General features: G+C 70.9%; 26 protein-coding genes and 5 tRNA genes. 10 read left to right on the top strand and 21 right to left on the bottom strand.

Features of this window, described 5'->3' with window-relative positions; all coding sequences use genetic code 11:
* Window positions 1–21 precede the first annotated feature (21 nt).
* The 3 genes from rsmD to ABZO31_RS24140 all read right to left on the bottom strand — a co-directional run bounded on the left by rsmD (window position 22) and on the right by ABZO31_RS24140 (window position 4,703).
* Window positions 22–603: a 16S rRNA (guanine(966)-N(2))-methyltransferase RsmD gene (gene rsmD / locus ABZO31_RS24150; protein WP_406863364.1), complete on the bottom strand. Its 582-nt coding sequence runs from the start codon at window positions 601–603 to the stop codon at window positions 22–24.
* A gap of 50 nt (window positions 604–653) precedes the next feature.
* Window positions 654–2,768, bottom strand: a complete 2,115-nt coding sequence (recG, locus tag ABZO31_RS24145; RefSeq protein WP_406865455.1) for an ATP-dependent DNA helicase RecG — start codon at window positions 2,766–2,768, stop codon at window positions 654–656.
* A gap of 309 nt (window positions 2,769–3,077) precedes the next feature.
* The gene (locus tag ABZO31_RS24140) at window positions 3,078–4,703 is read right to left on the bottom strand and encodes a DAK2 domain-containing protein (protein ID WP_406865454.1); all 1,626 of its coding nucleotides are present in this window, start codon (window positions 4,701–4,703) and stop codon (window positions 3,078–3,080) included.
* 263 nt (window positions 4,704–4,966) lie between these two features.
* Here ABZO31_RS24140 and rpmB point away from each other — a divergent pair, with 263 nt between their 5' ends.
* The gene (gene rpmB, locus ABZO31_RS24135) at window positions 4,967–5,152 is read left to right on the top strand and encodes a 50S ribosomal protein L28 (RefSeq protein ID WP_003957616.1); all 186 of its coding nucleotides are present in this window, start codon (window positions 4,967–4,969) and stop codon (window positions 5,150–5,152) included.
* A 156-nt stretch (window positions 5,153–5,308) separates the two neighbouring features.
* Here rpmB and thiD read toward each other — a convergent pair whose 3' ends face one another.
* Complete coding sequence (thiD, locus tag ABZO31_RS24130; protein WP_406863363.1) at window positions 5,309–6,103, bottom strand: bifunctional hydroxymethylpyrimidine kinase/phosphomethylpyrimidine kinase; 795 nt, start codon at window positions 6,101–6,103, stop codon at window positions 5,309–5,311.
* Window positions 6,100–7,062, bottom strand: a complete 963-nt coding sequence (locus tag ABZO31_RS24125; RefSeq protein ID WP_406863362.1) for a thiamine-phosphate kinase — start codon at window positions 7,060–7,062, stop codon at window positions 6,100–6,102. The genes thiD and ABZO31_RS24125 overlap by 4 nt, the downstream gene beginning before the upstream one ends.
* Before the next feature lie 254 nt (window positions 7,063–7,316).
* Between ABZO31_RS24125 and ABZO31_RS24120 the strand changes: the two genes are divergently transcribed.
* Together ABZO31_RS24120 and ABZO31_RS24115 are read left to right on the top strand one after the other, a co-directional pair.
* Window positions 7,317–7,550 carry an Lrp/AsnC family transcriptional regulator gene (locus tag ABZO31_RS24120; RefSeq protein ID WP_406863361.1) on the top strand — a complete coding sequence of 78 codons (234 nt, stop codon included), beginning with the start codon at window positions 7,317–7,319 and terminating at the stop codon, window positions 7,548–7,550.
* Between the two features lie 23 nt (window positions 7,551–7,573).
* Window positions 7,574–8,071 (top strand): DUF3515 domain-containing protein, encoded by a 498-nt coding sequence (locus ABZO31_RS24115; protein WP_406865453.1) that lies wholly within the window; start codon window positions 7,574–7,576, stop codon window positions 8,069–8,071.
* Window positions 8,072–8,082: 11 nt separating this feature from the next.
* Here ABZO31_RS24115 and ABZO31_RS24110 read toward each other — a convergent pair whose 3' ends face one another.
* The 3 genes from ABZO31_RS24110 to ABZO31_RS24100 form a co-directional block, all read right to left on the bottom strand.
* A complete protein-coding gene (locus tag ABZO31_RS24110) occupies window positions 8,083–9,222 on the bottom strand; it encodes a D-alanine--D-alanine ligase family protein (protein WP_406863360.1) in 1,140 nt (379 codons plus the stop codon).
* Between the two features lie 73 nt (window positions 9,223–9,295).
* Complete coding sequence (locus ABZO31_RS24105) at window positions 9,296–10,306, bottom strand: NAD(P)H-dependent glycerol-3-phosphate dehydrogenase (protein ID WP_406863359.1); 1,011 nt, start codon at window positions 10,304–10,306, stop codon at window positions 9,296–9,298.
* On the bottom strand, window positions 10,303–11,055 hold the full coding sequence (locus ABZO31_RS24100; protein ID WP_406863358.1) for a lysophospholipid acyltransferase family protein: 753 nt from the start codon (window positions 11,053–11,055) through the stop codon (window positions 10,303–10,305). Before ABZO31_RS24100 ends, ABZO31_RS24105 begins: the two co-directional genes overlap by 4 nt.
* Window positions 11,056–11,192: 137 nt before the next feature.
* Here ABZO31_RS24100 and cofC point away from each other — a divergent pair, with 137 nt between their 5' ends.
* Together cofC and ABZO31_RS24090 are read left to right on the top strand one after the other, a co-directional pair.
* Complete coding sequence (gene cofC, locus ABZO31_RS24095; RefSeq protein WP_406863357.1) at window positions 11,193–11,840, top strand: 2-phospho-L-lactate guanylyltransferase; 648 nt, start codon at window positions 11,193–11,195, stop codon at window positions 11,838–11,840.
* A gap of 72 nt (window positions 11,841–11,912) precedes the next feature.
* Window positions 11,913–12,116 carry a hypothetical protein gene (locus ABZO31_RS24090; RefSeq protein ID WP_406863356.1) on the top strand — a complete coding sequence of 68 codons (204 nt, stop codon included), beginning with the start codon at window positions 11,913–11,915 and terminating at the stop codon, window positions 12,114–12,116.
* Window positions 12,117–12,220: 104 nt separating this feature from the next.
* On the opposite strand, the gene ABZO31_RS24085 is transcribed toward ABZO31_RS24090, so the two are convergent.
* From ABZO31_RS24085 to leuC, 4 genes are all read right to left on the bottom strand, one after another.
* A complete protein-coding gene (locus ABZO31_RS24085; RefSeq protein WP_406863355.1) occupies window positions 12,221–12,874 on the bottom strand; it encodes an HU family DNA-binding protein in 654 nt (217 codons plus the stop codon).
* A 143-nt stretch (window positions 12,875–13,017) separates the two neighbouring features.
* On the bottom strand, window positions 13,018–13,245 hold the full coding sequence (locus ABZO31_RS24080; protein WP_406863354.1) for a hypothetical protein: 228 nt from the start codon (window positions 13,243–13,245) through the stop codon (window positions 13,018–13,020).
* Window positions 13,246–13,349: 104 nt separating this feature from the next.
* Window positions 13,350–13,943, bottom strand: a complete 594-nt coding sequence (gene leuD, locus ABZO31_RS24075; RefSeq protein WP_406863353.1) for a 3-isopropylmalate dehydratase small subunit — start codon at window positions 13,941–13,943, stop codon at window positions 13,350–13,352.
* A gap of 6 nt (window positions 13,944–13,949) precedes the next feature.
* A complete protein-coding gene (gene leuC / locus ABZO31_RS24070) occupies window positions 13,950–15,374 on the bottom strand; it encodes a 3-isopropylmalate dehydratase large subunit (RefSeq protein ID WP_406863352.1) in 1,425 nt (474 codons plus the stop codon).
* A gap of 141 nt (window positions 15,375–15,515) precedes the next feature.
* Between leuC and ndgR the strand changes: the two genes are divergently transcribed.
* On the top strand, window positions 15,516–16,232 hold the full coding sequence (gene ndgR, locus ABZO31_RS24065; protein ID WP_005311436.1) for an IclR family transcriptional regulator NdgR: 717 nt from the start codon (window positions 15,516–15,518) through the stop codon (window positions 16,230–16,232).
* 138 nt (window positions 16,233–16,370) lie between these two features.
* Here ndgR and ABZO31_RS24060 read toward each other — a convergent pair.
* The 9 genes from ABZO31_RS24060 to ABZO31_RS24020 form a co-directional block, all read right to left on the bottom strand.
* Window positions 16,371–16,446, bottom strand: a tRNA-Glu gene (locus ABZO31_RS24060).
* 43 nt (window positions 16,447–16,489) lie between these two features.
* A tRNA-Gln gene (locus tag ABZO31_RS24055) sits at window positions 16,490–16,561 on the bottom strand.
* Between the two features lie 18 nt (window positions 16,562–16,579).
* A tRNA-Glu gene (locus ABZO31_RS24050) sits at window positions 16,580–16,655 on the bottom strand.
* A 61-nt stretch (window positions 16,656–16,716) separates the two neighbouring features.
* Window positions 16,717–16,789, bottom strand: a tRNA-Glu gene (locus ABZO31_RS24045).
* Between the two features lie 41 nt (window positions 16,790–16,830).
* Window positions 16,831–16,902, bottom strand: a tRNA-Gln gene (locus ABZO31_RS24040).
* Window positions 16,903–16,995: 93 nt separating this feature from the next.
* Entirely contained in the window at window positions 16,996–17,718 is a 723-nt protein-coding gene (locus ABZO31_RS24035) for an HAD family hydrolase (RefSeq protein WP_406863351.1), read from the bottom strand.
* Window positions 17,719–17,728: 10 nt separating this feature from the next.
* Window positions 17,729–19,243 carry a glutamate--tRNA ligase gene (gene gltX / locus ABZO31_RS24030; RefSeq protein WP_406863350.1) on the bottom strand — a complete coding sequence of 505 codons (1,515 nt, stop codon included), beginning with the start codon at window positions 19,241–19,243 and terminating at the stop codon, window positions 17,729–17,731.
* Window positions 19,236–20,012, bottom strand: a complete 777-nt coding sequence (locus ABZO31_RS24025; RefSeq protein ID WP_406863349.1) for a fumarylacetoacetate hydrolase family protein — start codon at window positions 20,010–20,012, stop codon at window positions 19,236–19,238. Before ABZO31_RS24025 ends, gltX begins: the two co-directional genes overlap by 8 nt.
* 103 nt (window positions 20,013–20,115) lie before the next feature.
* Entirely contained in the window at window positions 20,116–20,301 is a 186-nt protein-coding gene (locus ABZO31_RS24020) for a hypothetical protein (RefSeq protein ID WP_406863348.1), read from the bottom strand.
* Window positions 20,302–20,849: 548 nt separating this feature from the next.
* Between ABZO31_RS24020 and ABZO31_RS24015 the strand changes: the two genes are divergently transcribed.
* From ABZO31_RS24015 to ABZO31_RS24000, 4 genes are all read left to right on the top strand, one after another.
* On the top strand, window positions 20,850–24,404 hold the full coding sequence (locus ABZO31_RS24015; protein ID WP_406863347.1) for a nitrate- and nitrite sensing domain-containing protein: 3,555 nt from the start codon (window positions 20,850–20,852) through the stop codon (window positions 24,402–24,404).
* Between the two features lie 5 nt (window positions 24,405–24,409).
* Entirely contained in the window at window positions 24,410–24,823 is a 414-nt protein-coding gene (locus ABZO31_RS24010; RefSeq protein WP_406863346.1) for a roadblock/LC7 domain-containing protein, read from the top strand.
* 132 nt (window positions 24,824–24,955) lie between these two features.
* On the top strand, window positions 24,956–25,363 hold the full coding sequence (locus ABZO31_RS24005) for a DUF742 domain-containing protein (RefSeq protein ID WP_406863345.1): 408 nt from the start codon (window positions 24,956–24,958) through the stop codon (window positions 25,361–25,363).
* A complete protein-coding gene (locus ABZO31_RS24000; protein WP_406863344.1) occupies window positions 25,344–25,934 on the top strand; it encodes a GTP-binding protein in 591 nt (196 codons plus the stop codon). Before ABZO31_RS24005 ends, ABZO31_RS24000 begins: the two co-directional genes overlap by 20 nt.
* Window positions 25,935–25,970: the final 36 nt, after the last annotated feature.

The following is a 25,970-nucleotide window of genomic DNA, read 5'->3' as shown; positions in this document are numbered from 1 at the left end:
GTCCCTCGCTCTCCGGTCCGGTCATGGCGCGTCTTCGCACGTGACGGCGGCGCGACCGTACCAAAACGTTCCCTCGCCGTAACGACGGGACCGCAGCGGCTCGAAGCCGGCCGGCCACACGAACTCACCGCCCCTGGTGCTGCGCTCCACGGTGACGAGAGCATCCTCGGTGAGCCAGCCCCCCGAGCGCAGTGTGAGCAGAATCTCGCGAAGATCGTCGTCCGACACCGCGTACGGCGGGTCGAGGAACACGATGTCGTACGCCTCTCCCGGCGCCCCGCCCACGACCTGCTCGGCCTTCCCGGCCCGCACGTCGGCCCCGGGCAGCCCCAGCGCCCGTACGTTCTCCCGCACGGTCCGCACGGCCCGCTGATCGGCCTCCACCAGCAGCGCGTGTGCGGCGCCCCGCGACAGGGCCTCGAGCCCCACCGCCCCGGACCCGGCGTACAGATCGGCGACCCGCACCCCGTCCAGGGTCCCCAGGAAGGCCTCCCAGGTGGAGAACAGGCCCTCGCGCGCCCGGTCGGAGGTGGGGCGGGTGCCGTTGCCCGGAGGCACGGCAAGGCGGCGTCCGCCGGCGGCGCCGGCGATCACGCGGGTCATCTGGGGGTCCTGTCCTTCGCGGCGGTCTGTGCCTCCACGATAGGACGAGGTCACCCCTTGTCGAGGTACTCCTCCCGCTCCTCGTCCAGCAGCGCGCCCAGCGCGACCCGCAGCTCGGGGTGCCGCTCGAGCTCCGGATCCGCCTCCACGACGGCCGTGGCCTCCTCCCGAGCGGCGACGATCACGTCCTCGTCGTCGATCACGGCGAGCATCCGCAGACTGCTCCGCACCCCGGACTGCGCCTGCCCGAGCACATCGCCCTCGCGCCGCTGCTCCAGATCGATCCGGGACAACTCGAACCCGTCCAACGTGGAAGCCACCGCGTTCAACCGCTGCCGAGCAGCACTGGCCTCAGGCATCTCACTCACCAGCAGACACAGACCGGCCGCAGACCCACGCCCCACCCGCCCCCGAAGCTGATGCAGCTGCGACACTCCGAACCGATCCGCATCCATGATCACCATCGCGGTGGCATTGGGCACGTTCACCCCCACCTCGATCACCGTCGTCGCCACCAGCACATCGACATCCCCCGCCGCGAAACGCCGCATCACGGCGTCCTTGTCATCGGGATGCATCCGCCCGTGCAGCACCTCGACACGGAGCCCGGCGAGCGGCCCTCCGGAAAGCTGCTCGGCGACCTCCAGGACGGCGAGCGGCGGCCGCTTCTCGGCCTCGTCCTCGGCGGACTTCTTCTTCGGCTCCTCCTCGTCACCGATCCGGGGACAGACCACGTACGCCTGGTGACCGTTCTCCACTTCCTCGCGCACGCGCTCCCAGGCCCGCGCGAGGAAATGCGGCTTGTCGGCAGCCGGCACCACGTGACTGGCAATGGGGGACCGCCCAGCGGGCAACTGATCAAGAACAGACGTCTCAAGATCACCGAAGACGGTCATGGCAACGGTCCGCGGAATGGGCGTAGCCGTCATCACCAACAGATGCGGCGGCTGCTTCCCCTTCCCCCGAAGCGCATCCCGCTGCTCCACACCGAACCGATGCTGCTCATCGACCACAACCAGCCCCAGGTCGTGGAACTGCACCTTGTCCTCGATGAGCGCATGGGTCCCGATGACGATCCCGGCCTCACCGGTCACGAGATCCAACAGGGCCTGCCGCCGAGCAGCAGCCCCCATGGACCCGGTCAGAAGCACGACCTTCGTGGCATGCTCCGCTCCCCCGAGCATCCCGCCCTCCGCCAGCTCACCCATCATCTCGGTGACCGACCGGTGGTGTTGCTGCGCCAGCACCTCGGTAGGCGCCAGCATCGCGGCCTGCCCCCCGGCATCCACCACACCGAGCATGGCCCTCAGCGCGACCATCGTCTTCCCGCTGCCGACCTCCCCCTGAAGCAGCCGATGCATCGGATGCTCGGCGGCAAGCTCGCCGAAGATCTCCCGGGAAACCCTCACCTGCCCCTCGGTCAAGGTGAACGGCAACGTGGCATCGAACGCATCGAGCACCCCGCCCTCCACCGGCCTGCGCGCCACCGCCGGCAACTGACCGTCGGCATGCCGCCTCCGCGCCAACGCGACCTGAAGCACGAAGGCCTCGTCCCACTTCAGCCGCTGCCGCGCATCCTCGATGTCGGCCTTGGTCCGAGGCCGATGAACCTTCTGCAGCGCCTCGCTCAACCCCACCAGCCCGCGCCCTTCCCGCAACGCGACAGGCAGCGGATCCACAGCCTCCACAGCACTCGGCAAGGCGGCATCCACGGCCTTGGCGATCTTCCACGACTCCAACTTCGTCGTCGCCGGATAGATCGGAATCAGAGCCCCGGCCCAAGCCGCCACATCCTCCCCGTCCCCCCGCAGCAGCTCGTACGCCGGATGGGCAAGCTGCAGCTTGCGGTTGAACAGCGACACCTTGCCGGCGAACATGGCCCGCGTCCCCGGCAGCAGGTCCTTGTGCGGCTTGTGGACCCCCTTCCCGAAGAACACGAGCTGCAGCCGCCCGCTGCCATCCGTAATCGTGACTTCGAGCCGCTGCCCGCGCCCCTTGGCCGAGTTGAAGGTATGCACCCGCGCATCGGCGACCTGAGCGACGACCGTCACATGCTCGTCCAGCGGCAGCTCGGACAACGCGGTCAGCTCGCCCCGCTCCGCGTACCGCCGCGGGTAGTGGTGCAGCAGATCGCCGACCGTATGCAGATCGAGTGCCTCGGCCATGACCTTGGCGGTCGGAGGACCGAGGACTTTCTTCAGGGGTTCGTCGAGCGCAGCCACGAACCCATTGCACACCACGGCACCGACAAGGGCGTACGGCGGCGCACCCGGCAACGGACGGGGGCGGGGGACGTGGAGGGGGTCGCGTTCGGGACGTAGAGCGTGATTTGTGGCGCACGAGAAACGCACAGAACATCAAGCGACCCGCACGCGCCGTAAATCATGCAGTCCCGAACGCGACCCCCGGAACGTCCCACGCGGCGCCGAAGCGGGGTACGGCGGCGCACCCGACATCGAACACACGGACCCGCCCTACTCGACCCCGATCAGCAACGGCCCCGCACCGACCCCCGCGTGGTACACCACCGTGTCCACCGCCAGATACGCCCGCCGCACATGAGCCTCCAAGTCGGACGCCAGCCCCTCCGGCGCCCCCTCCCCCACGATCAGCGTCACGAGCTCCCCACCCGCCGACAGCATCCGGTCGAGCACCGTGCGGGCGGTCTCCGTCGGATCGTCCCCGATGACCGCCACGTCCCCCTCGATCAGCCCCAGCACGTCCCCGGCCTGGCAGACGCCCGCCGACGTGAACGACTGCCGCTCCGCCACGGCGAGTTCGGCGTACCGCGTCGCACCGGCCGCCGCCGTCATCGCGACCACGTCCTCGTCGAACCGCCGGTCCGCCTCGTGGACGGCCAGCGCCGCGATGCCCTGCACGGCGGCCCGCGTCGGGATGAGCGCGATCCGCACCCCCTCCGCCCGCGCCCGCTCCGCCGCAGCCGCCGCCGTGGGCCGCAGATCGGCGTCGTTCGGCAGCAGCACGACCTCCCGCGCATGCGCCCGCCGGATCGCGTCGACCAGCTCGTCGCTCGCCGGCGGCCGCGCCCCCGGCGCCGCCAGCACCGTCGTCGCCCCCGCCTCCCGGCACAGCTCGGCCAGCGCCTCCCCGGGCAGCACGGCCACGACCGCCCGCTGGACCTGCTCCGGCCGCGCCGCGTCCCCGCCCGCGAAGTGCGTGATCCGGATCCGGTACGGCCGCCCCGCCTCGACACCCGCCTCCACGGCGGCGCCGGCGTCGTCGCAGTGCACATGGACGTTCCACAGCCCGTCCCCGCCCACCACAACCAGGGACTCCCCGAGCGCGTCCAACCGCTCCCGCAGCCGCGCGACCTCCGCGTCCCCGGCCTCCAGCAGGTAGATCACCTCGAAGGCCGGCCCACCCTCCACCGCGCAGTCGCCCGTGACAGGAGCCACGACGGCGGGAGCCACGACGGCGGGAGCCACGACGACCGGGGACAGATCCGCAAGCGGACCCTCGGCCTCCCCCGACACCGCCTCGACCAACGCTCCGAGCACCGTCACCAGACCGCGTCCACCGGCGTCCACGACCCCGGCCCGCTCGAGCACGGCCAGTTGTCCGGGCGTCGCCTCCAAGGCCGTCCGCGCCCCCTCGTACGCCCTCCTGGCCACCACCACGAGCTCCCCGCCGCCGGCCGCGGCGTGCGCGGCGGCCGTGGCCACGCTGAGGATCGTGCCCTCGACGGGGTGGGCCACGGCCTGCCGGGCCGCGTCCGCCGCCGTGGCGAGCGCGCGGGCGAGGTCGTCGCCGTCGCACCCTCCCGCCAGCACCGACGCCACACCCCTCAGCAACTGCGACAGGATGGTCCCGGAGTTCCCCCGCGCCCCGATCAGCGCACCGTGCGCCATGACGCGCACGGCCTCCGGCGCGTCGGACACGCCTCCCTCCGCGAACGCGGCGTCCAGTGCCCGCGCGGCGGACTCCACCGTCAGGTACAGGTTCGTCCCGGTGTCCCCGTCGGCCACCGGATAGACGTTGATCGCGTCGATCGCCTCGCGCTCGCGCCCCAGCGCCGCCAGTGACAGGGAGCACCAGCTCCGGACCGCTGCGGCGTCGAGTGTCTGCGCGGTCTGCGGCACCTGGTGATCCTCCTGCTGGGTGGCCTTCTGCCGGCCGGCCTGGGGTGGGGTGGCGGCGGGCTGCACCGCAGGGTAGACCCGGCCGCCGAGGAGGCCGGGGGCGGGGCCCGGGGACGACATGGTAGTTTCGTTCCACGGGAGCAGTCGTTGTATGCTGCTTCGGTTGCCCGGCAGTAGTCGGGCCATTCCCCGGCAAGCCACTTCAGATCTCTGATTCCGGTGCGCCGGATTTCACTGTAAATCTGAAGTCTTTGGAGTGACCCGTGGCTGCCAACTGCGACGTCTGCGGCAAGGGGCCGGGCTTCGGCAACAACATTTCGCACTCGCACCGCCGTACGTCTCGTCGCTGGAACCCGAACATCCAGCGCGTGCGTGCCGTGGTCGGTCGGACGCCGAAGCGGCTCAACGTCTGCACCTCGTGCATCAAGGCCGGCAAGGTCTCGCGCTAACGCCGACGTTTCGTCGTAGCGCAGCCCCTGCGGTTGCCTTGAAGGCCGGTTCACCTAGGTGAACCGGCCTTTCGCCGTACCCGCACACAGAACGGGGCGCACAGAACCAGCCGCAGCCGCACAGAACCCATGCTCACAACCACCGCACAGAACCCCCTATCCCCGGAACCGCCACCCGTGATCCACGGGCCCGATCCCGCCCCCCAGAGCGAACCCGGCCTCGATCGCCCCCGTCACGTACGCCTTGGCCTCCCGCACCGCCTCCGGCACCGTGAGCCCCTTCGCGAGGCCCGACGCGACCGCGGAGGCGAGCGTGCACCCGGTCCCGTGGGTGTGCCGGTTGTCGTACCGAGGCGCCCGGAACCAGTGTTCCTCGGCACCGTCGGTCAGCAGATCCACGGCCTCGACGCCCCCGGGCAGATGCCCGCCCTTGATCAGCGCCCACCGCGACCCGTACTCCAGCACGGCCGCGGCGGCCGCCCGCATCCCGTCCTCGTCCTCCACCACCAGCCCGGTGAGCTGCGTCACCTCGTCGAGGTTCGGCGTGGCGACGGTCGCAACGGGCAACAACCGCGCCCGCACCGAGTCCAGCGCGGACGCGGCGAGCAGCGAGTCCCCGTGCTTGGAGACCCCCACAGGGTCGACGACCACGGGCGCGGCGGTGGCGGCCAGCAGCTCCGCCACCGTCTCCACCAAGGCGGCCGACGCGAGCATGCCCGTCTTCACGGCCTGGACGCCGATGTCGTCGACGACGGCCCGGTACTGGGCCCGCACCGCCTCCTCGGGCAGTTCCCAGGCCCCCTGGACGCCCAGCGAGTTCTGCGCGGTCACCGCGGTGATCACGCTCATCCCGTGGACGCCCAGCGCCAGCATGGTCTTGAGGTCGGCCTGGATCCCGGCCCCACCCCCCGAGTCGGACCCGGCCACGGTCAGCACCGAGGGGGGTCTCACTCCGTCCCCCCGAAGTGGTCCCAGCCGCCCTTCGTGTGCCACGGCGCCCCGTCCACCGTCACCTGTGGCAGCGCGGACGGGTTGAGCACCTCGCCGATCACCTTCCACCGCGCCGGCAGCTTCACGTCCGGCGGGAAGGTGGCCACGATGGCGTGGTCCTCGCCGCCGGTGAGCACCCACTGCAGCGGGTCGACGCCGACGGCCTGACCGATGTCGTTCATCTGCGTGGGGATGTCGATGAGCCCGGACCGCAGGTCGATCCGCACCTTGCTGGCCTCGGCGATGTGCCCGAGGTCCGCGATGAGCCCGTCGCTGACGTCGCACATGGCGGTCGCGCCCAGACCGGCGGCGGCGGGACCCGCGTGGTACGGGGGCTCGGGCCGCCGGTGGGCCTCGACGAAGGCCCGCGGCGACCGGAAGCCCCGGGAGAGCACCGCGTACCCGGCGGCGGACCAGCCGAGCCACCCGGTGTACGCGACGACGTCGCCGGGCTGGGCGCCGCCCCGCGTGACGGGCTCGTGGTTGCGCAGGTCGCCCAGCGCGGTGATCGACACGGTGATGGTGTCGCCGCGCACGACGTCGCCGCCCACCACCGCCGCGCCCGCGACCTGGCACTCGTCCCGCAGCCCGTCCATCAGCTCGACCGGCCAGGTCACCGGCAGTTCGGCCGGGACGACGAGCCCGAGCAGCAGCGCCGTCGGCACGGCGCCCATGGCCGCGATGTCGGCGAGGTTCTGCGCGGCGGCCTTGCGGCCGACGTCGTAGGCCGTCGACCAGTCGCGGCGGAAGTGACGTCCTTCGAGCAGGATGTCCGTGCTGGCCACCACGCGCCGGTCGGGCGCGGAGACGACGGCCGCGTCGTCGCCGGGTCCGATGCGTACCGCCGGGGTGGCGGTGAGCCGGGAGGTGAGCTCCTTGATGAGCCCGAACTCCCCCAGCTCGCCGACTGTGCCCTTCACCGCGTCTCACCTCGTGTCGTCGTGCTCGTGTCCGTCGGGCCGGCCTCGGGGCCGCCCTTGGGGTCGCGAGCCGTCACTGCCGTGGGTACGGTCGAGTTGACCGTCAACTTCTGTCGTGCGTACGCCACACCGCGCGCTCCCACCGCCGCGCGGGTCTCCCCGCTGCGCTCGGGGACGCGGTAACGTGGCGAACCTTTACATCGGGTTCTGATCTCGATCCCCGCAACGATCCTCGCGGCCGCCCTGGAGGTTCCGTGGTACAGGCGTACATCCTCATCCAGACCGAGGTGGGCAAGGCGTCGCTCGTCGCCGAAGCCATCTCCGAGATCCCGGGGGTGATCCAGGCCGAGGACGTGACGGGTCCGTACGACGTGATCGTCCGCGCGCAGGCGGACACGGTCGACGAGCTCGGCCGGATGGTGGTGGCCAAGGTCCAGCAGGTGGAGGGGATCACCCGTACCCTGACCTGTCCGATCGTGCATCTGTAGCCCCCGTCTACCCTTGGCCGGTGATGACTTCCCACCGGCCCTTCGGTCTGCCCGTCGCCGCCCAGCGTGTCGCCGCGCTGCCCGCAGCGGCGCTGCTGCTGGCCGTCGCGGGCTGCTCCCCGACGGACGCGACGGCGTCCGTCCCGGTTCCCAGCCCGCCGGCCGAGGAGGCCGCCTTCTGCCGTGCGCTGCACGACGCGCTTCCGCAGACCCTGTCGGGTTTCGACCGGAGCGAAGCGGAACCGGAGTCGGACCTGACCGCGGCCTGGGGAGACGGGGCGATCGTACTGCGCTGCGGGGTCCCGCGGCCCGAAAAGATGAGCGATCCCCAGGCGTCGGGCGTCGACGTGAACGGGGTCGGCTGGCTCCTCGAGGTCCGGGACTCCGGCGCGCCCCGCTTCACCTCGACGTACCGGAAGGCGTACGTCGAGGTGACGCTGGACGAGCGCTTCACCCATGACACGGGCCCGCTCACCGGCCTGGCGGGGCCGGTGGCACGAACGGTCCCCAAGAGCCTCTGAGGGCTGCCCCGCTAGCGCAGCCCGGTGGACCGGGTGAGCGCCGCCTGGATGAGCCGGTCGACGAGCTCCGGGTAGGAGACGCCGCTCTCCTGCCACATGCGCGGGTACATGGAGATCGGCGTGAAGCCCGGCATCGTGTTGATCTCGTTGATGACGAAGTCGCCGTCCTCGGTGAGGAAGAAGTCGGCGCGGACCAGGCCCTCGCAGGACACGGCCTCGTACGCGGCGACGGCCAGGCGCTGGACCTCGGCGGTGGCGTCGTGGCCGATCGGCGCGGGGACGAGTCCGGAGGCCGAGTCGATGTACTTGGCCTCGAAGTCGTAGAAGTCGTGGTCGGTGACCGGCGGGATCTCCGCGGGCACGCTGGCGCGCGGGCCGTCCTCGAACTCCAGGACGCCGCACTCGATCTCGCGGCCGCGGATCAGCGACTCGACGATGACCTTCGGGTCGTAGCGGCGGGCCTCCTCGATCGCCTCGTCGAGGCCGGCGAGGTCGTCGACCTTGGTGATGCCGACGGAGGAGCCGCCGCGGGCCGGCTTCACGAAGAGCGGCCAGCCGTGGTCGGCGGCGAACTCGACGATCTTCTTCCGGGCGGCGGCCGGGTTCTGCTCCCACTCGCGCGGCCGGACCACGACGTACGGGCCGACCGGCAGACCGAAGGAGACGAAGACCCGCTTCATGTACTCCTTGTCCTGGCCGACGGCGGAGGCGAGCACGCCCGCGCCGACGTACGGGACTCCGGAGAGCTCCAGGAGGCCCTGCAGGGTGCCGTCCTCGCCGTACGGGCCGTGGAGCATCGGGAAGACGACGTCGACCTCGCCGAGCGCCTTCGGCACGGTGCCGGGCTCGGTCAGCACGACCTCGCGGTCGGCCGGGTCGACGGGCAGGACCACGCCGCCGGTCTCGGACTCGGCGAGCTCGGCGACGCTCGGCAGCCTGCGGTCGGCGATGGCCATCCGCTCGGGGGCGTCGGCGGTCAGCGCCCAGCGCCCGTCCGTGGTGATGCCGATGGGCAGCACGTCGTACTTGTCCCGGTCGATGGCGCTCAGGACGGCGCCGGCGGTGACGACGGAGATGGCGTGCTCCGAGCTGCGGCCGCCGAAGACGACGGCCACGCGCGGCTTGCGGGGGCTCTGGGTGTTCTCGCTCATATCGCGATGAGAGTACCTGAGGGTCGTTTCCCGGCCGAGAAGGCCGTGCGCACCCTCACGGCACCTCCCCCGGTCAGCGCCGTTCGGCCTTGGCGCTGCGGGACATGAGCTCCTTGAGCCCGACGACGGGCGGCTTGCCGTCGTGCACGATCGAGACGACCGTCTCCGTGATCGGCATGTCGACGCCGTGGCGGCGGCCCAGATCGAGCACGGACTCGCAGGACTTGACGCCCTCCGCGGTCTGCTTGGTGACCGCGATGGTCTCCTCCAGGCTCATCCCGCGCCCCAGGTTGGTACCGAAGGTGTGGTTGCGGGAGAGCGGCGAGGAGCAGGTGGCGACGAGGTCGCCGAGGCCGGCGAGACCGGAGAAGGTCAGCGGGTCGGCGCCCATGGCGAGGCCGAGCCGGGTGGTCTCGGCGAGGCCGCGGGTGATGAGCGTGGCCTTGGAGTTGTCGCCGAGGCCCATGCCGTCGGCGATGCCGACGGCGAGGCCGATGACGTTCTTGACCGCGCCGCCGAGTTCGCAGCCGACGACGTCGGTGTTGGTGTACGGCCGGAAGTACGGGGTCATGCAGGCGCTCTGGAGCCGCCGGGCGACCGTCTCGTCGGCGCAGGCGACGACCGAGGCGGCGGGCTGCCGGGCGGCGATCTCCTTGGCCAGGTTGGGGCCGGTGAGCACGGCGACGCGGTCGGCGGGGACGTCCGCGACCTCCATGATGACCTCGCTCATCCGCTTGGCGGTGCCGAGTTCGATGCCCTTCATCAGGGAGACGAGCACGGTGTCCGGGGCCAGTTTCGGCGCCCAGTCGGCGAGGTTGGCGCGCAGGGTCTGCGAGGGGACGACGAGGACGGTGAAGTCGGCGTCGCGGGCGGCCTCGGCGGGGTCGGTGGTGGCCCGCAGGTTCTCCGGGAGTTCGATGCCCGGCAGATAATCCGGATTCATCCGGGTGGTGTTGATCGCGTCGACGGGCTCGGCGCGGCGGCCCCAGAGGACCACCTCGCAGCCGGCGTCGGCGAGGACCATGCCGTACGCGGTGCCCCACGAGCCCGTGCCGAAGACCGCCGCCTTGACGGGACGAGTCACTTGGTTCCCTCTCCTGCGGCCTTGCGCCGCTGTTCCAGCCGGGCCTGGCGGTGGTCGTACGGGGTCTCGGGCGCCTGCTCGCCGCGGACCTGCTCCAGGAGCACGGTGATCGCGGCCATGATGACCTCGGTCGCCTCCCGCAGGACCTCGGGCGTGGGCTCCTCGCCGTAGAACCGGGAGAGGTCGACCGGGGGCCCGGCCTGCACGATGAGCGTCTTGCGCGGGAACAGGTTGAGCTTGTTCTCCGTGGCGTACGGCGGCATCGCGAGGTTGGCGCCCCACTGGGCGACCGGGATGACCGGGGCCTTCGTCATCAGCGCGACGCGGGCGGCGCCGGTCTTGCCGGCCATGGGCCACATGTCGGGGTCGCGGGTGAGGGTGCCCTCCGGGTAGAAGGCGACGCATTCACCGCGCTCGATGGCGTCGACGGCGGCGCGGAAGGCGTCCAGGGCGTTCGTGGTCTCCCGGTAGACGGGGATCTGACCGGTGTTGCGGAGCATCATGCCGACGAACGAGCCCTTGAAGAGGGCGGCTTTGGCGAGGAAGCGCGGGACCCGGCCGGTGTTGTACTGGTAGTGCGCGTAGGAGAGCGGGTCCAGGTACGAGTTGTGGTTCACCGCGGTGATGAAGCCGCCGTCGTCGGGGATGTGTTCCGTTCCGCGCCAGTCCCGCTTGAACAGAACCACCAGCGGCGGTTTTGCGATGGCCGCCGCCAGGCGGTACCAGAAGCCGATTCTGCGGCGGGACACTCGGACACCTTCCTCTGGGACTGGCATGCAGGGGGTCAAGTGTCGCCCCATGCTCCTGGTCTGTCGAGAACACGGTACGCCCCGGTGAGGAGCCCAGCCCTCCGGGTCGAGGCGGGGTCGCGACAGAATGGGCCGCGATGAACACCGATCCGGACGGGGGCTGGTCCCTGGTCGTGCCGCTGAAGCCCCTTGCGCTGGCGAAGAGCAGGCTCGCCGCGGCGGCCGGCGAGCGGCTGCGGCCGCGTCTGGCGCTGGCGTTCGCACAGGACACGGTGGCGGCGGCGCTGGCCTGCGGGCGGGTGCGGGATGTGGTGCTCGTCACGGACGACCCGGTGGCCTCGGTGGCCCTTGCGGCGCTGGGGGCGCGGATCGTGCCGGACTCCCCTGCGGCCGGGCTCAACGCGGCGCTGGCGCACGGGGCGCGCGAGGTGCGGCGGGGGCGGCCGGGGGCTCGCCTCGCGACCCTCAACGCGGATCTGCCGGCGCTGCGGCCGGTGGAGCTGGACCGGGTCCTGGCAGCGGCGGAACAATTCCCGCGGGCATTTCTCGCGGACGCCGCGGATATCGGTACGACTTTCCTTTCGGCCGATTCCGGGTTCGAATTGCGCCCGGCTTTCGGGGGTGCTTCACGTCTCCGGCATTTGTCGTCGGGCGCGGCGGAAATCCGACTCGCGGGGGTGGATTCGGTGCGCCGGGACGTGGACACCGGCGAGGATCTGGCGGCGGCACTCGCACTGGGCGTCGGCCCGCGGACGGCGGCCCGCTGGGCGCCGTCGAACGGCTAGCGCCCCGGCAGGCGACGTCCGCCCCGTCGCGACGGCGCGAACGTCGCCTGCCGGGGCGCTAGGCTGCGGTTCATGCAGGCGACCGCGTACACGTACGACTCCGAGACCCGCAGCGGCAGTGTGCTGCTGGACGACGGCACCCCGGTGGAGTTCGGCGCCGCGGCCTTCGAGGCGGGCGGCCTGCGGCTGCTGCGTCCGGGGCAGCGGGTCCGGATCGAGACGGAGGGCCAGGGCGCGGGGATGCGGATCACGCTGGTGACGCTGGTGACGCTCTGACGCGTACGGCGTTCTGACCTGCCGGTCTTCGGAACGCGCCGCGGGCCGGGCTCCCTGAGGGGAGCCCGGCCCGGCGCGTGAGTGGCCTGGTGTCGCCGACCCGCCTACTTCCTGGCGGCGGTCTTCTTGGCGGCGGTCTTGCGCGCCGTCGTCTTCTTGGCGGGCGCCTTCTTCGCCACGACCTTCTTGGCCGGCGCGGTCTTCTTGGCCGTGGCCTTCTTGGCCGCGGCGGTGGTCTTCTTCGCCGGGGCGGCCTTCTTGGCCGTGGCCTTCTTGGCCGCGGCGGTGGTCTTCTTCGCCGCCGTCTTGGTGGCGACCGTCTTCTTGACCGCCGCCTTCTTGGCGACCGTCTTCTTCGCGGCGGCCTTCTTGGCGGCGGTCGTCTTCTTGGCGGCGGCCTTCTTCACGGTGGCGGAAGCGCCGCCGGTCAGGCTGCCCTTGGGGGCCTTCTTGACGGAGACCTCGCCGCCCTTGGGGAGCTTCTTCGAGCCGCTGACCAGGTCCTTGAAGCCCTGACCGGCCCGGAAGCGGGGCACGGAGGTCTTCTTGACCCGCACTCGCTCACCCGTCTGCGGGTTGCGGGCGTAGCGGGCCGGGCGGTCGACCTTCTCGAACGACCCGAAGCCGGTGACCGAGACCCGGTCTCCGGCCACCACGGCACGCACGATGGCGTCGAGCACGTGGTCGACGGCCTCGGCGGCCTGCTGGCGACCGCCCACCTTGTCAGCGATCGCTTCTACGAGCTGCGCCTTGTTCACGTCTTCCCCTTCGGAGACATTGCCAGAACGAAAGTGTTCAAGCGTTTTCGCACGTTAGGCAGATATATACCGCAAATCAAACACGAAACGGGCTAATCACCCTAGTGCCGCAACGCTGTGCAGATGTTGCGGAGTTCCGGTGGTCAGTCGCCTTCAGGGAATCGGCCCTCGTCGAGGTCCTTCATCAAGCGGTCGAGACGCGCTGCCGCGTCCGCGAGATCGTGCTTCGCCGCGGCCGTGACGACCAACAGCTTCCGGGACAGCGCCATCCTTACGCCCTCCGGGACTTGCAGTTCGCGCACTTTCGTGTGCGCTTCCTTCAATCGGGCGGCGACTGCCTCGTAGAGCTCGAGTTGGCTGTCACCTTCCATGCACCGATTGTGCCATCTAGGGCGAGTTGTCGCCCGACAGGGGCTCAACATGCCACTGCGCCCCCCACCCGGAGGTGGGGGGCGCAGTCTGGGAAAACCGCTGCTCAGGCCGTAATTGTACGGGGCTTGAAGGACGGCCGGGCCGCCTCGTAGGCCGCGATGTCGCCTTCGTTCTGAAGGGTGAGGCTGATGTCGTCCAGCCCGTTCAGGAGCCGCCAGCGGGCGTTCTCGTCGAGCTCGAAGTCGGCGTCGATCCCGGCCGCGAGGACCTTGCGGGCCTCCAGGTCGACGGTGATCTCGGCGGTCGGGTCGGCCTCGGTCAGCTCCCACAGCGCGTCCACCGTCTGCTGCGGCAGGACGACCGTCAGGAGGCCGTTCTTCAGCGAGTTGCCGCGGAAGATGTCGGCGAAGCGGGAGGAGATCACGGTCTTGAAGCCGTAGTTCTGCAGCGCCCAGACCGCGTGCTCACGGGAGGAGCCGGTGCCGAAGTCGGGGCCGGCCACCAGGACCGTCGCACCCTGCCGCTCGGGACGGTTGAGGACGAACTCGGAGTCCTTGCGCCAGGCCTCGAACAGCCCGTCCTCGAAGCCGTCGCGGGTGACCTTCTTCAGCCAGTGGGCCGGGATGATCTGGTCGGTGTCGACGTTGCTGCGGCGCAGCGGGACGGCCCGGCCGGTGTGCGTGGTGAAAGCTTCCATGGTTCCTCAGACCCCCGCGGTGGTGGCGACGTCGGACAGATCGGCCGGGGAGGCCAGGTGGCCCAGTACGGCGGTGGCGGCGGCGACCTGCGGGGAGACCAGGTGCGTACGGCCGCCCTTGCCCTGCCGGCCCTCGAAGTTGCGGTTGGAGGTGGACGCGGAGCGCTCACCGGGAGCCAGTTGGTCGGGGTTCATGCCCAGGCACATCGAGCAGCCCGCGTGCCGCCATTCGGCGCCGGCCTCCTTGAAGACCTTGTCCAGGCCCTCCTCGACGGCCTGCAGGGCGACCCGCACGGAGCCCGGGACGACCAGCATGCGGACGCCGTCGGCGACCTGGCGGCCCTCCAGCAGGGAGGCGGCGTTGCGCAGGTCCTCGATGCGGCCGTTGGTGCAGGAGCCTACGAAGACGGTGTCGACCTTGATGTCGCGCAGCGGCTGCCCGGCGGTCAACCCCATGTATTCCAGGGCCTTTTCGGCGGCCAGGCGCTCCGAAGCGTCTTCGTACGAAGCCGGGTCGGGGACGTTCGCCGAAAGCGGCGCGCCCTGGCCGGGGTTGGTGCCCCAGGTGACGAACGGCGCCAGCGCGGCGGCGTCGATGACGACCTCGGCGTCGAAGACGGCGTCCTCATCGGTCTTCAGGGTCTTCCAGTACGCGACGGCGGCGTCCCAGCCCTCGCCCTCGGGGGCGTGGGCGCGGCCCTTCAGGTACGCGAAGGTGGTCTCGTCGGGGGCGATCATGCCCGCGCGGGCACCGGCCTCGATGGACATGTTGCAGATGGTCATCCGGGCCTCCATCGAGAGCTTCTCGATGGCGGAGCCGCGGTACTCCAGGACGTAGCCCTGGCCGCCGCCGGTGCCGATCTTCGCGATGATCGCCAGGATCAGGTCCTTGGCGGTGACGTCCTCGGGCAGCTCGCCGTCGACGGTGATCGCCATGGTCTTCGGGCGGGCCATGGGCAGCGTCTGGGTGGCCAGCACGTGCTCGACCTGGCTGGTGCCGATGCCGAAGGCCAGCGCGCCGAACGCGCCGTGCGTGGAGGTGTGCGAGTCGCCGCAGACCACGGTGGTGCCGGGCTGGGTCAGGCCCAGCTGCGGTCCCACCACGTGGACGACGCCCTGCTCGACGTCGCCCAGCGGGTGCAGCCGTACGCCGAACTCGGCGCAGTTCTTCCGCAGGGTCTCCAACTGGGCTCGGGAGACGGGGTCGGCGATCGGCTTGTCGATGTCGAGGGTCGGGGTGTTGTGGTCCTCGGTGGCGATGGTGAGGTCGAGGCGACGGACCTGCCGTCCGTTCTGCCGGAGGCCGTCGAAGGCCTGCGGGCTGGTCACCTCGTGCAGCAGGTGCAGATCGATGAAGAGGAGGTCGGGCTCGCCCTCGGCGCGCCGGACGACGTGGTCGTCCCAGACCTTCTCCGCGAGTGTCCTACCCATCGCTTTCCCTCCGGCCGGCGAGCTGCGCCGGCACTGCTAGAGACCCGTGTGGCGGGCCGTTGTGCGGCCGCATCACCAGAGTGGCAAGTTCCACGGAAAATTGAACTTGCGTTTCACAGAGTGAGACGCGAATATCGTTGCATGGACAACTCTAGCGGCGTGGGCGTTCTCGACAAGGCAGCCCTTGTCCTGAGCGCCCTGGAGTCCGGTCCGGCCACCCTCGCAGGTCTGGTCGCGGCGACGGGACTCGCACGACCCACGGCACACCGACTGGCCGTGGCACTGGAACACCACCGGATGGTGGCTCGCGACATGCAGGGCCGGTTCATCCTCGGACCGCGGCTGGCGGAGCTCGCCGCCGCGGCCGGCGAGGACCGTCTGCTGGCGACGGCCGGCCCGGTGCTGACGCATCTGCGCGACGTCACCGGCGAGAGCGCGCAGCTCTACCGGCGCCAGGGCGACATGCGCATCTGCGTGGCGGCGGCCGAGCGGCTGTCCGGCCTGCGGGACACCGTCCCGGTCGGCTCGACGCTGACCATGAAGGCCGGCTCCTCGGCGCAGATCCTGATGGCCTGGGAGGAGCCCGAGCGGCTGCACCGGGGCCTCCAGGGGGCCCGCTTCACGGCGACGGCCCTGTCGGGCGTACGGCGCCGCGGCTGGGCCCAGTCGATCGGCGAGCGCGAGCCGGGCGTGGCGTCCGTCTCCGCGCCCGTACGGGGCCCCTCGAACCGCGTGGTGGCCGCCGTCTCGGTCTCCGGGCCGATCGAGCGCCTGACGCGCCACCCGGGCCGTATGCACGCCCAGGCGGTCATCGACGCGGCCGCCCGCCTCTCCGAGGCGCTGCGCCGCAACGGCTGACACTGTTCAGTTCTCTTCCACGGCAGTCCCGGCCCACCGCTCCAACGCCGCAGCGGTGGGCCGGAGTTGTACCCGGGTACGGGTGCTCGGAACGGAACAGCGAAGAAGCCCTCCCCCGAAGGGAAGGGCTTCTTCGTTTGGTACCCCCGACCGGATTCGAACCGGCGCTACCGCCTTGAGAGGGCGGCGTGCTAGGCCGCTACACAACGGGGGCAAGATCCGTGAGCCACGCGACGGAGTCGCATGACCTTACTGCGCTGGCCTACCTGGACTCGAACCAAGACTAACTGAACCAGAATCAGTCGTGCTGCCAATTACACCATAGGCCACTGGTGGCTTAGACCAGTTGGTACCCCCGACCGGATTCGAACCGGCGCTACCGCCTTGAGAGGGCGGCGTGCTAGGCCGCTACACAACGGGGGCCCTAGCGATCCTGCATCGGGTTCACCGGGTGCGACCCAGGTGATCCCGCGGGAAGGATCTGTACCCCCGACCGGATTCGAACCGGCGCTACTGCCTTGAGAGGGCAGCGTGCTAGGCCGCTACACAACGGGGGCTTTGCGGATCAGATCCGCGAGTTGCAGATGAGCTCTGCGAGCTGGCCTACCTGGACTCGAACCAAGACTAACTGAACCAGAATCAGTCGTGCTGCCAATTACACCATAGGCCACCAAAACGCGATCCCCGGCGAGGGGATCTTGTTCGGGTTGTGCTCCGGGGGGTCTTGGCCTTTCGGCTTGCTCCCCTCGGCGCAGGAAGAACATTACCTGAAGGTGTCCGGCGCTCCAAAACGGGTATCCCCGCGGAGCAGTCCGGGCAGCTGGTGGAGGTCGGTGATCCGGGTCAGCTCGGGCCTGCCGCCGGTCCCGGTGCGGTCCAGCCAGACGCCGGTGAGCCCGGCGTCCTGGGCCCCGCGGGCGTCGATGTCCGGGTGGTCGCCGACGTACGCGACCTCCGCCGGGAGCAGCCCCAGGGCCGCACAGGCTGCGTGGAAGGCCTCCGCGGCGGGCTTGGCGACGCCGAGCTCCACGCAGCACAGGACGGCCTCGAAGCGGTCCCGTACGCCGAGCGCGCGCAGCTTGGGCTCCTGGACGCGGCTGCTCGCGTTGGACAGCACCGCGTGCCGGTACTCCTCCGCGAGCAGGTCGAGCACGGGGACCGCGTCCGGGAACAGCGTCCAGGCGGCCTCGTAGTGGACGACGTACCGCTGCAGCCAGGCGTCCACCTCGGCCCGGGGCAGCGCCGGCTCCCCCAGGAAGTCCCGCACCCGCTCCCGCCGGTGCTCCTCGTAATCCCCGCCCCGGGCCTCGAACCGCCGCCAGTGCAGCGTGGTGAGCTCCTGCCAACGGCGAAGGGCCTGGTCGACGGAGTCGAATCCGTCCACCAGGCCCTCGGCCGTCAGATGGTCCCGCATGCCGGCCAGGTCGGCCGAGGCGTAGTCGAAGATGGTGTCGTCCACGTCCCAGACCACGGCCCTGATCGTCATGGGCCCGACACTACGCGGTGAGCTTCGCCAGCGTGGTGTCGATGCGGGAAAGCGTCTTCTCCCGGCCCAGGATCTCCAGGGACTCGAAGAGCGGCAGGCCGACCGTGCGGCCGGTGACGGCGACGCGGACCGGGGCCTGGGCCTTGCCGAGCTTCAGGCCGTGCTCCTCGCCGGCGGCCAGGACCGCGTTCTTGAGGGACTCGGGGTCGTTCCAGTCCGCCGCGTCCAGCTTCTCCCGCGCCGTGCGCAGCAGGGCGTCGGAGCCCTCCTTCATCGCCTTCTGCCAGGACGCCTCGTCCTCCACCGGCTCCTTCAGGAAGAGGAAGTCGACGTTGGCCGTGATGTCCGAGAGGACCGTGAGGCGGGTCTGGGCGTACGGGGCGATCCGCTCCCAGGCGGCGCGGTCGAAGTCCTCGGGCGCCCAGTTCGCGTGCGGGGCCTGCAGCCAGGGCTCGCACGCCTCGGCGAAGGTCTTCACGTCCAGCATGCGGATGTGGTCCGCGTTGATGGACTCGGCCTTCTTGAGGTCGAAGCGGGCCGGGTTGGCGTTGACGTCCGCGATGTCGAACTTCTCGATCATCTCCGGGATGGTGAAGATGTCCTGGTCGGCGGAGAAGGACCAGCCGAGCAGGGAGAGGTAGTTCAGGAGGCCCTCGGGCAGGAAGCCGCGCTCCCGGTAGAGGTTGAGGGAGGCCTGCGGGTCGCGCTTGGAGAGCTTCTTGTTGCCCTCGCCCATCACGTACGGCAGGTGGCCGAACTGCGGGATCTCCTTGGCGACGCCCAGCTCGATGAGCGCCTTGTACAGCGCGATCTGGCGCGGGGTGGAGGAGAGCAGGTCCTCGCCGCGCAGGACGTGGGTGATCTCCATCAGGGCGTCGTCGACCGGGTTGACCAGGGTGTACAGCGGGGCGCCGTTGGCGCGCACGATGCCGTAGTCCGGGACGTTGTCCGGGGTGAAGGTCAGCTCGCCGCGTACGAGGTCGGTGAAGGTGATCGGCTCGTCGGGCATCTTGAAGCGGACGATCGACTCGCGGCCCTCGGCGCGGTAGCGCTCGATGCGCTCCTCGCTCAGGTTGCGGCAGGTGCCGTCGTAGCCGGAGGGCTTGCCGGCCAGGCGGGCCGCGTCGCGGCGGGCCTCGAGCTCGACCGCGGTGCAGAAGCAGTGGTACGCGTGGCCGCCGGCGAGCAGCTTCTCGGCGACGCCCCGGTAGATGTCCATCCGCTGGGACTGCCGGTACGGGGCGTGCGGGCCGCCGACCTCCGGGCCCTCGTCCCAGTCGAGGCCCAGCCAGCGCAGCGAGTCGAGCAGCTGGTTGTACGACTCCTCGGAGTCGCGGGCCGCGTCGGTGTCCTCGATGCGGAAGACCATGGTGCCCTGGTTGTGCCGGGCGAAGGCCCAGTTGAACAGGGCGGTGCGGACCAGGCCCACGTGGGGGTTGCCGGTCGGCGAGGGACAGAAACGGACGCGTAGGGGTGTCCCCTGCTCGAGCGAAGTCGAGAGCTTGGGGAAGTTCGCGTTAGCCACGCTTGATCACCTTGTTGGTGAGAGTGCCGATGCCTTCGATGGTGACGGCGACCTCGTCGCCGACGTTGAGGGGGCCGACCCCGGCAGGGGTGCCGGTGAGGATGACGTCGCCCGGGAGCAGCGTCATGGCCTCGGTGATGTGGACGACCAGGTCCTCGATGGAGCGGATCATGTCGCTCGTACGACCCAGCTGACGCTGCTCGCCGTTGACCGTGCACTGGATGGTGACGTCGGCGGGGTCGAGGTCGGTCTCCACCCAGGGCCCGAGGGGGCAGGAGGTGTCGAAGCCCTTGGCGCGGGCCCACTGCTTCTCGCGCTTCTGGACGTCGCGGGCGGTGACGTCGTTGGCACAGGTGTAGCCGAAGACGACGTCCTTGACGCGCTCGCGCGGCACTTCCCGGCACATGCGGCCGATGACGACGGCCAGTTCGGCCTCGTGGTGCAGCTCGTCGGAGAAGGAGGGGTACTGGATGGCGTCGCCGGGGCCGATCACCGAGGTGGTGGGCTTGAAGAAGGTGATCGGTACCTCGGGGACCTCGTTGCCGAGTTCACGCGCGTGCTCCGCGTAGTTGCGGCCGATGGCCACGACCTTGTTGGGGAGCACGGGGGGCAGCAGCCGTACCTTGCTCAGGGGGACCTTCGTCCCGCTGAGCTCGAAGTCGGTGTACGGGATGCCCTTGATGATGTCGAGGACGAGGCCGTCGGGGCCCTCGCCCTCCACGGCGCCGAAGGCGACATTGCCGTCGATGGAGAATCTGGCGATGCGCACGCGTGCTGTCGCCCCTCACTGATGCTGGCTGGAGTCTGACGCTCCAGGCTAACGCGGCGAGAGGGACGGCCTGCTGTATTACGTGCCCCGAGGGGGCCGGGGGCTACTCCGCGACGGCGGCCACGGGCGCGTCGACGAGGATCGTGCGGCGCGGGTTGGCGGTCTGGGTCGGCAGGTCCGCGGAGTACTCGGACTGCGCGCCCCGCTCCAGCTGCTCGGCGTCCTCCAGGTGCGCCAGCGTCGTGCGGCGGGGGTTGGCGATCTTGCGCAGCAGCATGGTGGTCTTCATCGCGGGTGTCAGGCCCTCTACAGAGTCGCGTCACTTGTAAAGCGTCAGGCTAAACACTCGCTTCCCTTCGAATACATGGAAGAGACAGCGATCGGGGTGTGAGTTTCCTCACCACTCACGGGACGATTCGGGCATTGCGGACCGCACTTCAGCCCCCATGAAACGGACATCCTGTACCTGAATGCGTTATTCCGCTCCTGATCATGGCGACTGGGACACTCCCCCACGCTCGGCACTTGATAGGGAAAGGTCCGGTTTGCACCTGATCATCTTCTACTGCCGGTGACGTATTGTTCACACGTTGTCATGCGCTTCGACAGCCGAGACACGGCTCTTGTTGGAGATCCGGCACTGTGCTGGAATTCCACGCACCGCCGCGGGTTCGCTGGACCGGCGCGCGTGGGGCGCAGACCGCGCCGAGCGAGCGGCGGGAAAGGGGGATCTGCGCCGGTCAAGACGACCACCATGGGGTGCATCTGCACCTCACGACGCCCGACACCGTCTTTCCGTTCGCGCGGGGGACGCCTGGTCCAGAGGTTGCGACGCTAGTGCAGGGACGATTCAAGAGGGATGGCAGCAGCGCGGCGGAACAGGAGCCGCGCGGCGGGACCGACCGCGGCTCCTCGCCCCAGCACGCTCCGAAGCCGGCTCAGGGTCCGGCCGGTGAGGGTGGTGAGACCGCGGCGCGCAGCACATCCACCGGCGGCTCCAAGCCCGAGCCCGCCGCCCCCAAGACCAAGGGACCCGGTGACACGGGTTCGCGAATAGCCCTGCGGAACTGGCGCATCTCGACGCGCCTGGTCTCGCTGCTCGCCCTGCCCGTGGTCGCGGCCACCACCCTGGGCGGGATTCGTATCAACGAGTCCCTCCAGGACATGGAGCAGCTGGAGCACATGCAGCTGCTGACCAAGCTCACCAAGGAGGCCACGGACCTCGCCGAGGCCCTCCAGGCCGAGCGCGACCTCTCCGCCGGCCCCCTGTCGAACGGCGGCTCTCCCAACGAGTTCAAGGTCGCCGACCCGCGCAAGAAGACCGACCGCGCGCGCACGGCCTTCCTCGACGCGACCGGCGGCATCGGCGACACCATGGGCGACGACGCCCTGGAGAGCATCCGCACCAACGCCAACCAGATCGCGCAGCAGGTCGTCCAGCTCGACGACGTGCGCCAGTCGGCGTACAAGGGCACCGAGCCGACCTCGCAGACGGTCGAGTCGTACAGCCGCATCATCAACTCGCTGCTGAGCCTCTCCCAGGACATGGCGCAGGCGACCAGCAACCCGGAGATGATCAAGCGGACGCGTGCTCTGGCCGCGTTCTCGCAGGCCAAGGAGTACGCCTCCATCCAGCAGGCGATCATCGCCGCCTCGCTGCCGCCGACCGACCAGCAGCTGGGCAAGCTCGACCGGCAGGACCGGCTGTACGCGGAGGCCGCGCGCAAGCAGGAGCAGGACACCCTCGACCGCTTCAACACCATCTACGAGTCCACCGGCGGCAACGCGACGGAACTCACCGCGTCCCTCGAAACCGGCAACTCGTCGGTCGAGGCCGCGAGCGCCTACGCCGAGCGCGTGCTCAGCACCGACTCCGGCCTGACGACCGCCCAGCGGCGCGGTTACCTCGACTTCACCGACGAGTACAGCACCAAGATGGAGGCCATGAGCCGCATCGAGGGCCAGCTGCTCGGCGAGATGGAGACCCAGGCCCGTGTGCTGAAGCAGGAGTCGCAGCGCGACGCGCTCATCAACGGTGCGCTGATCCTCCTCGTCCTCGGTGTCTCCCTCGTCGGCGCCTTCGTCGTGGCCCGGTCCATGATCCGCTCGCTGCGCCGGCTCCAGGACACCGCGACCAAGGTCGCCCAGGAACGCCTGCCCGAGCTCGTCAAGCAGCTCTCCGAGACCGACCCGCAGGACGTCGACACCTCCGTCGAGTCCGTCGGTGTCCACTCCCGCGACGAGATCGGCCAGGTGGCCGAGGCCTTCGACGAGGTGCACCGCGAGGCGGTCCGCCTCGCCGCCGAGCAGGCCCTGCTCCGGGGCAACGTCAACGCGATGTTCACCAACCTGTCGCGCCGCTCGCAGGGTCTCATCCAGCGTCAGCTCTCGCTCATCTCCGAGCTGGAGTCCCGCGAGGCCGACCCGGACCAGCTGTCCTCCCTGTTCAAGCTCGACCACCTCGCCACCCGCATGCGCCGTAACGGTGAGAACCTCCTCGTCCTCGCGGGCGAGGAGCCCGGCCGCCGCTGGACCCGCCCGGTCCCCCTGGTCGACGTGCTCCGCGCCGCCGCGTCCGAGGTGGAGCAGTACGAGCGCATCGAACTGGCCGCGGTCCCGGCGACCGAGGTCGCCGGCCGCGTCGTCAACGACCTCGTGCACCTGCTCGCCGAGCTGCTCGAGAACGCCACCTCGTTCTCCTCGCCGCAGACCAAGGTCCGCGTCACCGGTCACGCGCTGCCCGACGGCCGGGTGCTCGTCGAGATCCACGACACCGGCATCGGCCTCTCCCCCGAGGACCTCGCCGCGATCAACGAGCGGCTCGCCTCGCCGCCCACCGTGGACGTCTCGGTCTCCCGCCGCATGGGTCTGTTCGTGGTCGGCCGCCTGTCCCTGCGACACGGCATCCGCATCCAGCTGCGCCCGTCGGACTCCGGCGGCACCACCGCGCTCGTCATGCTGCCCGTGGACGTCGCCCAGGGCGGCCGGAAGCCCGCGCCCAAGCAGGCCTCCGGCGGCCAGGCCCAGGGGCAGGTCCCGCAGGGCCAGGGCGCCGCGGGCGGCCGGCTGGCCGCCGGTCCCGGCGCCGCCGCGGGCCTCGGCGGAGCGGGCCGGCTCGGTGCCGGCTCCGGTCCGCGGGCCGCGCTGCCCGGCCGGGACGGCGTGCGCCCGGGCGGGCCGCAGAACCCGCAGGGCCAGTCCCCGCAGACGCCCCAGGCTCCGCAGCGTCAGGGCGGGCCCGGCTTCGGCGGTGGCGCGAAGAGCGCCATCCCGTCCCGTACGGACGTCTGGCAGAACTCCGGCCCGGGTCAGAACGCCCCGGCCCAGAACCCGCAGGCTCCACAGAGCCCGCAGGCCCCGCAGCCCGCGCACAACGGCTTCCAGGCCCCGGCGCCGGCCCGCCCCGACCAGGGCAGGCCGCAGCAGGGCCAGGGCGCTCCCGCCGACGGCGGCCGCCGTCCCGGACTCCCGGGCGGCCCGCGCGCCGAACTCCCGGGCGCCGGGCAGCCGCAGCGTCCGCAGACCCCGAGCTGGGGCAGCGACCGGACGCAGCCGCCGCAGCGGCAGTCGTCCCCGGTGGACGCGCCGCGCGGTCACGAGGAGCCGGAGAGCACGGGCCCGTACGGCCGCTCCGCCGCTCCTCAGGGCCCGCACGCCACCGGGCAGTTCGCCCGGCCCGAGCTCGCGCAGCCGCAGGGGTACCAGACCGGTGCGCAGGACCCGGCGTCCACCGCCGCGTTCCAGCGCCCGGACTTCAACGCCCCGCAGCCGCCCGCGCCGCGCCAGCGCGGCCACGAGGCCGACTTCGGCGCGCCGCGTCCGGCCGCCGGTCTGCCCGCCGCCCCGCAGCCCGAGGCTCTGCCTCCGGCGAACGGTGGGGGTGACGGCCGTACGCCGCTGTACGACACCCTGGAGACGAACTGGTTCCACGGCCAGCAGGCCGACGGCAACCGCGTCCCCGAGGCCGAGCAGACGATGCAGACGCCGGTGGTCCCGCAGCAGCCGCAGCAGCAGCGTCCCGCCCCGGCGGCACCGCGCCGCCCGGCCGCGCCGCAGGCTCCCGCGCCGCAGGCCGCGCCCCAGCAGTCGGCGCAGTGGCGCACGTCGCCCAACGACGACCTGGTGCGTCAGGCCGAGCGGGCCCGCAAGCCCTCGGCCGGCGGCATCACCACCTCCGGGCTGCCGCGGCGGGTGCCGCGCGCCAACCTCGTGCCCGGGACCGCGCAGGAGCAGGCTCACACGGCCGGCCCTCAGGTCTCGCGTGCACCCGACGACGTCCGCGGCCGGCTCACCAACCTGCGCCGCGGCATCCAGCAGGGCCGACAGGCGGGCAACTCGAACACGGGTAGCTTCAACATAGGCCCGAATCACCAGCAGGAGCGTGAGTTTTGAGCGCCATGAGCCAGGCTGCACAGAATCTCAACTGGCTGATCACCAATTTCGTGGACAACACCCCCGGGGTGTCCCACACCGTGGTGGTCTCCGCCGACGGACTCCTGCTGGCGATGTCCGAAGGATTCCCCCGCGACCGCGCCGACCAGCTGGCGGCGGTGGCGTCCGGACTGACCTCGCTGACCGCGGGCGCCTCGCGGATCTTCGAGGGGGGTCCCGTCTCGCAGACGGTGGTGGAGATGGAGCGCGGCTTCCTCTTCATCATGTCGGTCTCGGACGGCTCCTCCATGGCCGTGCTCGCGCACCCCGAATGCGACATCGGCCTCGTCGGCTACGAGATGGCGCTGCTGGTCGACCGGGCCGGCGCCGTACTCACCCCGGACCTCCGCGCGGAGCTCCAGGGCAGCCTGCTGCACTAGTCCGCCCTGTACGCCGAAGCGGTGCGCCCCTCCGCACCGCTCCCGCACCACCTACCGTCCGGCCGCCCCCTGGCCCCCCCACCGGCCCCATCAGACGGCAGTCGACCGCTTGCTGTCCCGCCCGGAGGATTCATGACCCCGCCCACCGCCTCTCACGATCCGTACGGCGCGTCCATAGACGACTCGTACGGACATGAGGGCGACCAGCCGCTGGTGCGTCCGTACGCGATGACCGGCGGCCGGACCCGGCCGCGCTACCAGCTCGCCATAGAGGCGCTGGTCAGCACCACGGCGGACCCGGCGAACTTCGCCAGTCTGCTCCCGGAGCACCAGCGGATCTGCCACCTCTGCCGTGAGGTGAAGTCGGTGGCGGAGGTCTCGGCCCTGCTGTCGATGCCGCTGGGCGTGGCCCGGATCCTCGTCGCCGACCTGGCCGAGGCCGGCATGGTGGCCATCCACCAGCCGGGCAACGGCGAGGCCGGCGGCACGCCGGACGTGACTCTGCTCGAAAGGGTGCTCAGTGGACTTCGCAAGCTCTAACGGAGCGGCCGGCACCTCCGGTCGCTCCACCACCAGCGCGAAGATCGTGGTGGCGGGCGGCTTCGGCGTGGGCAAGACCACGTTCGTCGGCGCCGTCTCCGAGATCAACCCGCTGCGCACCGAGGCCGTCATGACGTCCGCGTCCGCGGGCATCGACGACCTGACCCACACCGGGGGCAAGACCACCACCACGGTGGCGATGGACTTCGGCCGCATCACCCTGGACCAGGACCTGATCCTGTACCTCTTCGGTACCCCGGGCCAGGACCGCTTCTGGTTCATGTGGGACGACCTGGTCCGCGGCGCCATCGGCGCCGTCGTCCTCGTCGACACCCGCCGCCTCGCCGACTGCTTCCCCGCCGTCGACTACTTCGAGAACTCGGGCCTCCCCTTCGTCATCGCCCTCAACGGCTTCGACGGCCACCAGCCGTACCAGCCCGAAGAGGTCCGCGAGGCCCTTCAGATCGGGCCGGACACCCCCATCATCACCACGGACGCCCGCCATCGGGCGGACGCCAAGAGCGCGCTGATCACGCTCGTCGAGCACGCACTCATGGCACGACTCAAGTAAAAACACGCGTACGGCAGTTGTCGTAGAGATCTTGGG

Origin of the sequence: Streptomyces solicamelliae (genome assembly GCF_045348655.1) — a bacterium.
Classification (GTDB): domain Bacteria; phylum Actinomycetota; class Actinomycetes; order Streptomycetales; family Streptomycetaceae; genus Streptomyces; species Streptomyces solicamelliae.
The sequence above is the reverse complement of the archived record's forward strand: the minus strand, read 5'-3'. Positions and strand labels throughout refer to the sequence as shown.

Excerpts from the sequence above, each read along its gene's own strand:
- recG (WP_406865455.1), bottom strand. The coding sequence starts at position 2,768 with ATGGCCGAGGCACTCGATCTGCATACGGTCGGCGATCTGCTGCACCAC.
- ndgR (WP_005311436.1), top strand. The coding sequence starts at position 15,516 with ATGGACAACTCTAGCGGCGTGGGCGTTCTCGACAAGGCAGCCCTTGTC.
- ABZO31_RS24010 (WP_406863346.1), top strand. The coding sequence starts at position 24,410 with ATGAGCCAGGCTGCACAGAATCTCAACTGGCTGATCACCAATTTCGTG.
- ABZO31_RS24090 (WP_406863356.1), top strand. The coding sequence starts at position 11,913 with ATGCAGGCGACCGCGTACACGTACGACTCCGAGACCCGCAGCGGCAGT.
- ABZO31_RS24005 (WP_406863345.1), top strand. The coding sequence starts at position 24,956 with ATGACCCCGCCCACCGCCTCTCACGATCCGTACGGCGCGTCCATAGAC.
- rsmD (WP_406863364.1), bottom strand. The coding sequence starts at position 603 with ATGACCCGCGTGATCGCCGGCGCCGCCGGCGGACGCCGCCTTGCCGTG.
- ABZO31_RS24115 (WP_406865453.1), top strand. The coding sequence starts at position 7,574 with ATGACTTCCCACCGGCCCTTCGGTCTGCCCGTCGCCGCCCAGCGTGTC.
- ABZO31_RS24110 (WP_406863360.1), bottom strand. The coding sequence starts at position 9,222 with ATGAGCGAGAACACCCAGAGCCCCCGCAAGCCGCGCGTGGCCGTCGTC.
- leuC (WP_406863352.1), bottom strand. The coding sequence starts at position 15,374 with ATGGGTAGGACACTCGCGGAGAAGGTCTGGGACGACCACGTCGTCCGG.
- cofC (WP_406863357.1), top strand. The coding sequence starts at position 11,193 with ATGAACACCGATCCGGACGGGGGCTGGTCCCTGGTCGTGCCGCTGAAG.
- leuD (WP_406863353.1), bottom strand. The coding sequence starts at position 13,943 with ATGGAAGCTTTCACCACGCACACCGGCCGGGCCGTCCCGCTGCGCCGC.
- ABZO31_RS24020 (WP_406863348.1), bottom strand. The coding sequence starts at position 20,301 with ATGAAGACCACCATGCTGCTGCGCAAGATCGCCAACCCCCGCCGCACG.
- ABZO31_RS24035 (WP_406863351.1), bottom strand. The coding sequence starts at position 17,718 with ATGACGATCAGGGCCGTGGTCTGGGACGTGGACGACACCATCTTCGAC.
- ABZO31_RS24080 (WP_406863354.1), bottom strand. The coding sequence starts at position 13,245 with ATGGAAGGTGACAGCCAACTCGAGCTCTACGAGGCAGTCGCCGCCCGA.